At 63.0% G+C, this 10,446-nt stretch carries 9 protein-coding genes; 6 read left to right on the forward strand and 3 right to left on the reverse strand.

Features of this window, described 5'->3' with window-relative positions; translation table 11 throughout:
• The first annotated feature begins 15 nt into the window (after positions 1–15).
• Complete coding sequence (locus tag CR152_RS12305; protein ID WP_099875166.1) at positions 16–1,491, forward strand: amidohydrolase family protein; 1,476 nt, start codon at positions 16–18, stop codon at positions 1,489–1,491.
• 242 nt (positions 1,492–1,733) lie between these two features.
• Here the strand turns inward: CR152_RS12305 and CR152_RS12310 are convergent, their stop codons facing one another.
• The 3 genes from CR152_RS12310 to CR152_RS12320 form a co-directional block, all read right to left on the reverse strand.
• On the reverse strand, positions 1,734–2,759 hold the full coding sequence (locus tag CR152_RS12310) for an IS5 family transposase (RefSeq protein WP_099875167.1): 1,026 nt from the start codon (positions 2,757–2,759) through the stop codon (positions 1,734–1,736).
• Positions 2,760–2,856: 97 nt separating this feature from the next.
• On the reverse strand, positions 2,857–3,282 hold the full coding sequence (locus CR152_RS12315) for a DUF1841 family protein (RefSeq protein ID WP_099882250.1): 426 nt from the start codon (positions 3,280–3,282) through the stop codon (positions 2,857–2,859).
• Between the two features lie 181 nt (positions 3,283–3,463).
• Complete coding sequence (locus CR152_RS12320; RefSeq protein WP_099875168.1) at positions 3,464–4,072, reverse strand: RNA pyrophosphohydrolase; 609 nt, start codon at positions 4,070–4,072, stop codon at positions 3,464–3,466.
• Positions 4,073–4,275: 203 nt separating this feature from the next.
• Here CR152_RS12320 and CR152_RS12325 point away from each other — a divergent pair, with 203 nt between their 5' ends.
• The 5 genes from CR152_RS12325 to CR152_RS12345 all read left to right on the forward strand — a co-directional run bounded on the left by CR152_RS12325 (position 4,276) and on the right by CR152_RS12345 (position 10,243).
• Positions 4,276–6,009: a proline--tRNA ligase gene (locus tag CR152_RS12325; RefSeq protein ID WP_099875169.1), complete on the forward strand. Its 1,734-nt coding sequence runs from the start codon at positions 4,276–4,278 to the stop codon at positions 6,007–6,009.
• A gap of 11 nt (positions 6,010–6,020) precedes the next feature.
• Entirely contained in the window at positions 6,021–6,626 is a 606-nt protein-coding gene (locus CR152_RS12330) for a lytic transglycosylase domain-containing protein (RefSeq protein WP_099875170.1), read from the forward strand.
• Between the two features lie 201 nt (positions 6,627–6,827).
• Positions 6,828–7,154, forward strand: coding sequence for a hypothetical protein (locus CR152_RS12335; protein ID WP_099882252.1), 327 nt, complete (start codon positions 6,828–6,830; stop codon positions 7,152–7,154).
• Positions 7,155–7,397: 243 nt separating this feature from the next.
• Complete coding sequence (locus CR152_RS12340; RefSeq protein ID WP_099875171.1) at positions 7,398–8,831, forward strand: alkaline phosphatase; 1,434 nt, start codon at positions 7,398–7,400, stop codon at positions 8,829–8,831.
• Between the two features lie 47 nt (positions 8,832–8,878).
• A complete protein-coding gene (locus CR152_RS12345) occupies positions 8,879–10,243 on the forward strand; it encodes an alkaline phosphatase (protein ID WP_370663851.1) in 1,365 nt (454 codons plus the stop codon).
• Positions 10,244–10,446 lie beyond the last annotated feature (203 nt).

Consider the following 10,446-nt stretch of genomic DNA (forward strand, 5'->3'; position numbering starts at 1 on the left):
CGCCATGGAGTTTTCATGAAACGTACCCTGTTGTCGGCCTGCCTGGCCACCCTGATGTTGTGCAACGCGGCCCTCGGCGCCGACCGGATCTGGATTTCCAGCGTCACACTGGTCTCGCCCGAAAAGCTCGACCGCATCGAAACCGGCGGTGTGCTGATCGACGGCGGGCGCATCGCCCGGGTCGAACGCGGGCCATCCAGGGCCGCGCCAAGCGGCGCCAAAGTCGTCGACGGCAAGGGTTACTACCTCACGCCGGGCCTGATCGACTCCCATGTGCACCTGCACGTCGTGCCGGGCATGAGCATGGAGCAGGGCGCGTCCGGCGACAGCCTGGCGCAAAACTACTTCCGCCAGATGCCGCGTTCCTTCCTGTATCACGGCTTTACCACCGTGATCGACCTGGCGGTGTCGGATTACGGCGTGATCGACCGCTTCCGCAAGGAGCCGCTGCATCCGGACGTATACCACTGCGGCGAAGCGCTGGTGCTGGCCAACGGCTACCCGATGTCGTTCTTTACGCCCGAAACGCGCTTCCAAAGCTTCGGTAACTATCTGTTCGATCCGGCCATGCCGACCGCGGTGCCGGCCCAATTCGCGCCATCGGCCCACACCGTGGCGGCGGGCGTGGCGCGCGTGGACAAGGCCGGCGGCATCTGTGTGAAGACCCATTTCGAGCGCGGTTTCGGCAAGGATCGCAACCTGCCGGTGATGAGCGGCGCCAAATTTGCCGAAGTGCGCGCCGCCGTCACGCAGGCGGGCAAGGTGCTGGTCACGCATGCCAATTCGTTCGAGGCGCAGTCGTTCGCGGTGGCCGGCCGTGCCGACGTACTGGCGCACGGCATGTGGCACTGGGGGGCGCTGAACGGCCAGGCCGGCCTGCCGAACGACATCAAGGCGCTGCTCGACAGGATCGCCGACCAGCGCACCGGTTTTCAGCCGACCATGCAGGTGCTGTACGGACTGCGCGCCTATGTGGAGCCGGGCTACCTGAACGATCCGGCCCTGCGCAAGGTGGTGCCGGCGTCGCTGCTGGCCTGGTTTTCCACGCCCCAAGGGCAGTGGTTCAAGCCTGAAGTGACTGATGGGGAGGATGACGCGGCCGTCATGCAGGGCATGGAAGGGCCGTTGCGGCGCCAGCGCGCCGTGGTGGCTTACCTGGCCAGCCGCGACGCCAATTTCGTGTTCGGCTCGGACACGCCATCGTCGCCGACGTATGGCAACCTGCCCGGCCTGAACGGCTATCGGGAGATGCAACAGCTGCACGCGGCCGGCATGTCGCTGGCGCAGATCTTCAAGGCGGCCACGATCAACAATGCGCGCACTTTCAGGCTCGATGCCGAACTTGGGTCGATCGAAGTGGGCAAGGCGGCCAACCTGCTGTTGATGAAAACCTCGCCGCTGGAGGACGTGAGTGCGTATGACAGCGTGGTGACGGTGTGGGTGCGTGGACAGCAGACGGCGAGGGAGGCGCTGGCGGCCGACTATAAGTAACGTCGGGTAGACCTGGCACGTACCTAAAGATCGCCGCCCTAATAACCGTCATTCCCGCGCAGGCGGGAATCCAAGGCGCCGTCGAGTCGCCTACAGTAGGGCACCTCGAATAACCCGTGATTTCGCGGTTGCCTGCGAACGGGGCGTTTGAATGTGGCCCGCATTGCGCGAGCGACGTTGTTTCCCGACCTGTTTTTCAGGCTACGTTGCTCAAATTCGGCGGCCCGAACGGACCTCGGGCGTTAGAACGCCTCGATACCTGCCTCCTTCAAGTAGACGAGGCGCTGCAAGTTGTAGGCAGCGACCTTCCAGTTCAGGTGCAGCGTGGCGCGCGCCAGGCCAATGGAGCGCAACGCCTTGCCGCCCATCTGGGCCATGCCCGCGAACACGTGTTCGACGCGTGCGCGTGTCTTGGCGATGCGATGGTTGCGGCGCTGCTGGGCATCGGAAATCGGCTTGTCCTTGCTACCTTTGCGCTGGATGTGCATGCGCCAGCCCTGCTTGTTCAACCGCGCTTCGCGCTCGCCGTCGACGTACCCCTTGTCGGCCAGGATGTTGCGATTCGTGTTGGAGGGATCGAGCACCTCCTCGAAATGCGTGGTGTCATGTTCGCTGGCCGTGCTGACCTTGATCTTGCGCACCAGCTTGTAGCGTTTGTCGGCGTTGACCGAGACCTTATAGCCGAAGTAGGACTTGCCGTGTTTCTTCGTCCAGCGCGCTTGCGTATCCTTCTGACGCCGCTTGGCCGGCTTCCAGCCGGCCGGTATCGCGCCTTGCATGACCAGGGTTTTCTCTTCCTTGTTCAGCGACTGTTTCGGCGCCTGCACAATGCTCGCGTCGATCATCTGCCCGCCGCGCGCAATGTAGCCGTGCTGGGACAGTTGGCGATTGACCGCATCGAATACGCTCTCGCTGGCGCCGGCCTGGATCAAGCGCTCCTTGAAAGTCCAGATCGTCGTCCGATCCGGGACCTGACTACTCGCGCGCAAGCCGGCAAAGCGCTGGAAGCTCAAGCGATCGAGCAGCTGGAATTCCATCTGCTCATCGCTCAAGTTGAACAGCTGTTGGATCAACAGTACGCGCACCATCAATTCGGTGGGGAAAGGCGGACGGCCGCCGCGCTCGCGGCTAGGGCGTGGTGCCGCAAGGTCGACCTCGGCAGCCAGGGCGGCGAAGTCGACATGCCGCTCCATCACCACCAGTGCATCGCCGAGCTTGTTCAGCTTGGCTTCGCGCTCTTGGTCAGCAAACAGACTGGTCTTGATCATGAAAAATTACGTCAGAGTCGAGGCACCGATATCATGCCAGATTCACGAGGGTTTTTCGAGGTGCCCAGTACTTGGATTCCCGCGCGGGAATGACGGTTTAAGCGCAGCGCGCGCGGACGCACTCGACGTAGGCGACGCTGTCGGGCGGCACGCCGTTGCGCTGCGAGGTCCAGATCATTTGGCCCAGGCATTCCATGATTTCGTGATGGGCGTCGTGCGCGCCGAGGCGCTGGGCCAGCGCATTGCAGGCGGCGCGGATGCCGGGCGGCTGGTCGATCGACACCTGCTCGGCGATCGACAGGTGCATCGACAGGTGCAGGAACGGATTGGCCTGGCCGCCCTCGACAGAGTAGTCGCGCGCCAGGGCCGCCTCGGCGTCGGAGAGCACATCGGCGTATTCGGGGTGCTGGACGATCCAGTCGGCGGCGATGGCGTCCATCGGGCTGAGAATCTCGCCGCTGCGCTGCTTGCGGTAGGCTTCACAGAAAAAACGGCGCACATCGTCTGAAGAAGGGGTGAACATGGTGGGCAGGGCCGGCAAATGAGGTAGGCCACATTGTACCGCCATCGCCGCGCCGCCGTTGCGGACAGCCCCGCTGCCCGCGACGGGCTGGGCTGGGATACTAACGCGCAAGCTTGCCTGATGTGCAACTTCGCGGACGAAAAAACGGCGCCGTGAAGCGCCGTCGGGTGTGTCGGTCCTGCTATTCCTTGCTCGGCACCAGTATCAGCTGCGGTTCCGGAACGCAGGACTGTTCCGGTGCCGGCTGGCGCGGCGCGTGCGGCTGGCGCAGGTAACGGGCCGTGTGGCGCCGTTCGTGCGTATGGCCGCCGTTGGCCGGCCAGGTCAGGAAACGCGATAATTCCTGCAGGGCGCGCTGGTAGACATCGCGCTTGAACTCGATCACCACATCGAGCGGCACCCAGTAATCGTGCCAGCGCCAGGCGTCGAACTCCGGATGGTCGGTCAGGCGCAGGTTGACGTCGTTATCGCGCGCACACATGCGCAACAGGAACCAGATCTGCTTTTGCCCCCGGTAGTGGCCGCGAATCTCGCGCTTGATAAAATGGTCGGGCACTTCATAGCGCAGCCAGTCGCGGGTGCGTCCCACAATCTTCACATGCTCCTGGCGCAACCCAATCTCTTCCTCCAGTTCGCGATACATTGCCTGTTCCGGTGTCTCACCGTATTTAATGCCCCCTTGCGGGAACTGCCACGAGTGCTCGCGCACCCGCTTGCCCCACCACACCTCGTTATGGGCGTTCAGCAGGATGATGCCGACGTTGGGCCGAAACCCTTCACGGTCGAGCATAGTGCACCTCGAAACTTTCTGCCAGCGCGCGCCTTCTTACATATTTACCCACAAATTCTGGCCCCCGCCAGGCTTTCGGGGTACGAAAACGGCGGGAACCGCGTCAAACGGGCCCATTTGTATAAAGATTGGACGCATCAGCCAGCTAATCCTTTAAAATTAGGTTGATTATAACCCTCTCTTTTTAAAAAGAATTCACCGATATGCGTGCCTCCCGTTTTTTTATTTCAACTTTAAAAGAAGCACCGTCCGACGCTGAAATCGTCAGTCACCAGCTGATGATGCGCGCAGGAATGATCAAGCGCCTCGGCTCCGGCATCTACACTTACATGCCGACCGGCTTGCGCGTGATCCGCAAGGTCGAAGCGATTATCCGTGAAGAAATGAACAAGGCGGGCGGCATCGAAATGCTGATGCCGCTCGTGCAGCCAGCCGAGCTGTGGCAGGAAACCGGCCGCTGGGAAAAGATGGGTCCGGAACTGATGCGCGTGAAAGACCGTCACGGCCGCGAGTACGCGATCCAGCCGACGTCGGAAGAAGTCATCACCGACGTGGTGCGCTCCGAAATCAAGTCCTACCGCCAGCTGCCGCTCAATTTTTATCATATCCAGACCAAGTTCCGCGACGAGCGCCGTCCGCGTTTTGGTCTGATGCGCGGGCGTGAATTCACGATGAAGGACGCCTACTCGTTCGACCGCGACGAAGCGAGCATGAAGGTCTCGTACAAGATCATGTACGACGCCTACACGGCGATTTTCAACCGCTTCGGCTTGAAATTCCGCGCGGTGGCGGCCGACAACGGCGCCATCGGCGGCTCCGGCTCGCACGAATTCCACGTCATCGCCAGCACCGGCGAAGACGCCATCGTCTACTGCCCGACGTCCGACTACGCGGCCAACATGGAAGCGGCCGAAGCGCTGCCGCTGGCCGCCGCGCGCGCTGCCGCCAGCGCGCCCCTGACCCGCACCGCCACGCCAGGCACCACCAAATGCGAGACCGTGGCCGAGCTGCTCAAGCTGCCGCTGTCGCAGACCGTCAAGACCATCGCCCTGACGGTGGAAAAGGAAGTCGCCGGCAAGCAGGTGCTGGAAAACTGGATGCTGCTGCTGCGCGGCGACCATGAACTGAACGAGATCAAGGTCGGCAAAGTACCTGGCCTGGCCGCGCACCGCTTCGCCACCGAAGCCGAGATCCTGGCCTGCTACGGCAGCATTCCCGGCTACCTGGGCCCGATCGGCACCAGGCAGCCGGTCACCATCGTGGCCGACCGCACGGTCGCCAACATGGCCGATTTCGTCTGCGGCGCCAACGAAGAAGGCTTCCACTACACGGGCGCCAACTGGGTGCGCGACCTGCCGGAAGCGATCGTCGCCGACCTGCGCAACGTCGTCGAAGGCGACGCTTCGCCGGACGGCAAAGGCGTGCTGGCGATCGAGCGCGGCATCGAAGTCGGTCACGTGTTCCAGCTTGGGACCTCGTACTCCGAAAGCATGAAAGCTACTTTTCTGGACGAAAACGGCAAACCTGCGCCGCTGCAGATGGGCTGCTACGGGATTGGCGTCACGCGTATTCTGGGCGCGGCGATCGAGCAGAATTTCGACGACAAGGGCATCATCTGGCCGGCCGCGATCGCGCCGTTCGAAGTGGTTCTGTGCCCGATGGGGATGGACCGCAGCGAGATGGTCAAGACCGAAGTCGAGAGCCTGTATGCGGCGCTGCAGGCGGCGGGCGTGGACGTGATCGTCGACGACCGCGGACTGCGTCCGGGCGCCATGTTCGCCGACTGGGAACTGATCGGCGTGCCGCACCGCGTTGTGATCGGCGAGCGTGGCCTGAAGGAAGGCAACCTCGAATACCAGGGACGGCGCGATGCCGAGGCGACCGCCGTGCCGGTGGCCGGCATGGTCGAGTTCATCAAAGGCAAATTGAGCCAGTGAGCGCTTCGGTCATGGTGAACACGCTGGCACAGGTGGTGCTGGCGGCGGGGCTGCTGTGTTCCTGGGCTGCGTGGGCCGGCAACCAGAAAGAGGAAGCGATGGCCGACTCGGTGCGGCTGGCGCTGTCGAACGCGATCAAGGACACGCGTCCGCCGCAGCCCGTGTTTCGCGACGAGGCGGGGAGGGCGCGTTATCAGCAATGGCTCACGGCGATGTCGGACCGGCTCAAGCGCAAGCTGCCGGACGACCAGGTGCGGCTCGAATTCCTGCAATCGGTCTGGTATGAATCGAACCGTGCCGGGCTCGATACGGGGTTGGTGCTGGGGCTGATCCAGGTCGAATCGGCGTACCGCAAGTACGCCGTGTCGATGGTGGGCGCGCGCGGGTACATGCAGGTGATGCCATTCTGGACCAATGCGATCGGCGACAGCGACCGCAGCAAGCTGTTCCATATGCAAACGAACCTGCGCTACGGCTGCTCGATCTTGCGGATGTACATCGACATCGAAAATGGCAACCTGTACCTGGCGCTGGGCCGCTACAACGGCAGCCGCGGCAAGCCCGCCTACCCGAACGCCGTCCTGGCCGCCTGGGAAAAGTGGAAATTTCCTACCTAAAAATGCGGACGCCCCCCACAACCGGGGTCAGAGCTCTGACTTGAAATAGTTCATAGTCGCACAACCGGGGTCAGAGCTTTTACTTGAAACTTCTTGTCAAACTTTCCTCACGGGCCAGGTGTGCTGGGGGGTAAGCGACTTTACTAATGTCATTCGGAATGTTCCCGGTTCTCCGGTCCGCAATCGTGAAGGAGATTGATCTTGAGCCGTAGCCGTCGCCGGCACCCCATCCGGGGCATCTGTATTTCGAGCAGTGAGCGCTGGGACAAAAAGGCTTGGCATCACCGCTTCCGTACCCGAGAACGTCAAGTGCTCGCCCGCGCCTCGCCCGAGGCCCTGGAAGCCCATTTTCCTGTGCTGGAACGTGAGGTCAGTAACGTGTGGGCGATGGAGAAGGACGGACATTTCTATCTTTCTCTAAAGGACCAGACAGCCTCGGCGGAGTGGAGCGCGGAGCGCGAGGGACAGAACCCGCACGAACGCGCCGCCCTCAAAAAACGCTTGATGCACAAGTGGATGGGCAAATGACAAATGCCCTGCGCAGGCACCGGAAAGATTTCTAATTAAAGCTCTGGCCCCGGTTGTAGGAAGCCAGACGGCGGTTGTAGGAGGTTTGGGCGAATATTGCTAATTAAAGCTCTGACCCCGGTTAGGAAACTATTTGCTTAGGTAACTATCGAATCGTGCAGGTGAGTAGCTGCTGAAGTCCGGCACCACGGCGGCGGCGGCCGGTGTAGACTGCTTTTTTTCTCAGAGCTCACGAAAGTGCACATGCGATTGACTCTTCTTGCCGCAGCGTCCGCGCTGGCGGTCTTGTCGGGATGCGCCAGCGTCCAGCCGCCGTCCCAGGCCACCAACCACGCGCCAGCCAAAAACATCATCTTCTTCCTCGGCGATGGCATGGGCATCAATACCCTGACCGCCGCCCGTATTTATGCCGTCGGCGAAGACGGCGATCTGACCCTCGATACCCTGCCCGAGTCGGCGTTCATCAAGACCTTTTCCAACGACGCCCAGGTCACCGACAGCGCCGCGTCCATGTCGGCCTATATGACCGGCGTGAAGGTCAATAACAATGTGCTGTCGATGAGCACCGATACGCTCGCCGCCGCTCCCGCCCCGGACGCCGCCGGCAACAAGCTGGCCGGCCGCTGCAACAGCGGTCGCCCCGTCGCCACCCTGGCCGAACTGGCCAAGCAGCGCGGCATGTCGGTCGGCGTCGTCACCACCACCCGCGTCACCGATGCCACTCCGGGCGCGGTCTTTGCGCACGTGTGCCATCGCGCCATGGAAAACGATATCGCCGCCTCCCTCGTTCCCGGCGGCGCCGGCTACAACGCGGCCCTCGGCGCGCGCGGGCTCGATGTGCTGCTCGGCGGCGGCAGCGCACATTTCACCACCACGGCCAAAGGCGGCAAGCGCAGCGACGGGCGCGATCTGCTGGCCGAACTGGCCGCGCAGGGTGTGCGCTCGGTCACTAACAGCGCCCAGCTCAAGGCGGTCGATACCACCTCCAGCGCGCCGCTGGTCGGCCTGTTCGCTGCGCACGACCTGAGCTTCGATTCGATGCGCGACGCGGCCAGGGAACCAGGCCTGCCCGAGATGGCCGCCAAGGCCATCGGCATCCTGGCGAATAATCCGAAAGGCTTCTTCCTGGTCGTCGAGGGCGGCATGATCGACCTGGCCCTGCATAATTCGAACGCGCGCCGCGCCCTGCAGGAGACGGTCGTTTTCGACAATACCCTCAAGGCGGCCATCGCGCAGATGCGCACCATCGATCCGGACCTGACAAACACGCTGATCGTGGCCACCGCCGACCACGATCATTCGCTGCTCCTGAACGGCTACTCGCGCCGCACCGGCAAGACCACGCCGTCCGAACCGGGCGTGCTGGGACTGATGCGCCGCGTCGATAACAACGAGATCAAGCTCGATGCCGATGGCGCGCCGTTTACCATCATCGGTTTCGGCAGCGGCGAAAAACGGGTGCAGGGCAGCCGCGGCGCGGTTCCGCACCTGACCAGCGCCCAGGTGAGCGCCGACGATTACCGCCAGGAGGCGGTGGTGCGCACCGAGCCCGGTTACGAGACCCACAGCGGCACCGATGTGTACCTGGGGGCCATCGGCGCCGGCGCCGGGCGCTTCGGCGGCACCATCGATAACACCCGCGTGTTTGAACTGATCAAGGCGGCCGCCGGCTGGTAAGCCGCGCCCCATTTATGAGACCTACCATGACGCCATCCCGCTTTCCCATGCTCCTGCTGGCCGCTTCGTGCGCGCTGGCGCCTTCCTTCGCTGCCGCAGCGCCACCAGCGGCGAAAAATATCATCTTCTTCCTCGGCGACGGCATGGGCCCGACCACCATCACCGCCGCGCGCATCCACCGCTACAAGGAAGAGGGCTTGCTGCACTTCGAGCGGATGGCGCGCTCGGCGCGCATCAAGACGTACTCGAACGATGCCCAGACCACCGACAGCGCACCGTCGATGGGGGCGTACATGACCGGCATCAAGATCAACAACGATGTGATCTCGATGGCCGACGCCAAGCCGTTCGGGCCCAAAAAGGACGCCAACGGCAATGCCAGCATCGATGCCTGCCCGCCTGGCAACGGGCGCGCGGCCGCCACCATCCTCGAATTGGCCAAGGCCGCCGGCAAGTCAGTGGGCGCGATCACGACCACGGAGCTGACCCACGCCACGCCGGCATCGACCTTCTCGCATGTGTGCGACCGCGACATGGCCTATCAGATCGCGGCGCAGGTGGTGCCGGGCGGCGCCGGCTACAACCCGGCGTTGAAGGATGGCGTCGATGTGCTGATGGGCGGTGGGCGCAATCACTTCACGCCCTTCGACGCGGCGCGCAATCCGCAGGGCCGCGCCGACGGGCGCGACATGATGGCCGAATTCGCGGCGCGCGGTTATACGGTGGCGGCCAATGCAAGCCAGATGCAGGCCGCGCCGCAGGGGAAGAAATTCGTCGGCATCTACAGCGATGCGAGCCACCTCGATTACGCCCTGGCCCGGCGTGCCGGCCAGCCGGCGCTGGCGCAGATGACGTCCAAGGCGATCGATCTGCTTGCCGCCAACCCCAGGGGCTTTTTCCTGATGGTCGAAGGCGGCAAGATCGATCACGCGCTGCACGACACGAACGTGAAGAATGCGCTGGCCGAGACAATCGACTTCGATGACGCCATCAAGACGGCGCTCGACAAGATGGAGGCGCTCGATCCTGGCCTGCGCAATACGCTGCTGGTGGTCACCGCGGACCATGACCACACCATCGTGATGAACGGCTACGCCAGGCGCGGTAATCCGATCCTCGATATCGTGCGCAATGTGGGCGATGGCGCACCGGCGCGCGATGCCGATGGCAAGACGTACACCGCGCTGGTGTTCGGCAATGGTCCGAACCGTTCCCATCAGCGGGCCGACGTCGACAGCGCGCATGCGCTGGCCGACGGCTACCATCAGGAGACCGGCGTGCGCCTGACCAGCGAGACCCATGGCGGCGGCGATGTGAAGCTGTTCGCCACCGGCGCCGGGTCGGGCGTGTTCAAGGGAACGATGGAAAACACCAGGGTGTTCCATCTGATGAAAGCGGCCTTCGGCTTCTGAGGCGCACCTCCGATCCAGGCCCCGCTCGTGAAAGCGGGGCTTTTTTTATCCCGATGCTGTGGGGAAATTGGTATATGTATGGAATGGTCAATAATTCCATGGCGAAATTGTAGCTTTTGAGCTATATTTTCACGTAAATATCAGCCGATATTGCCAATCGGCCGAGGCCTTCATCCGCATGAACCCACAAGCAAGCCGCAAGC

The sequence above is a fragment of the Massilia violaceinigra genome (genome assembly GCF_002752675.1).
GTDB lineage: Bacteria > Pseudomonadota > Gammaproteobacteria > Burkholderiales > Burkholderiaceae_D > Telluria_A > Telluria_A violaceinigra.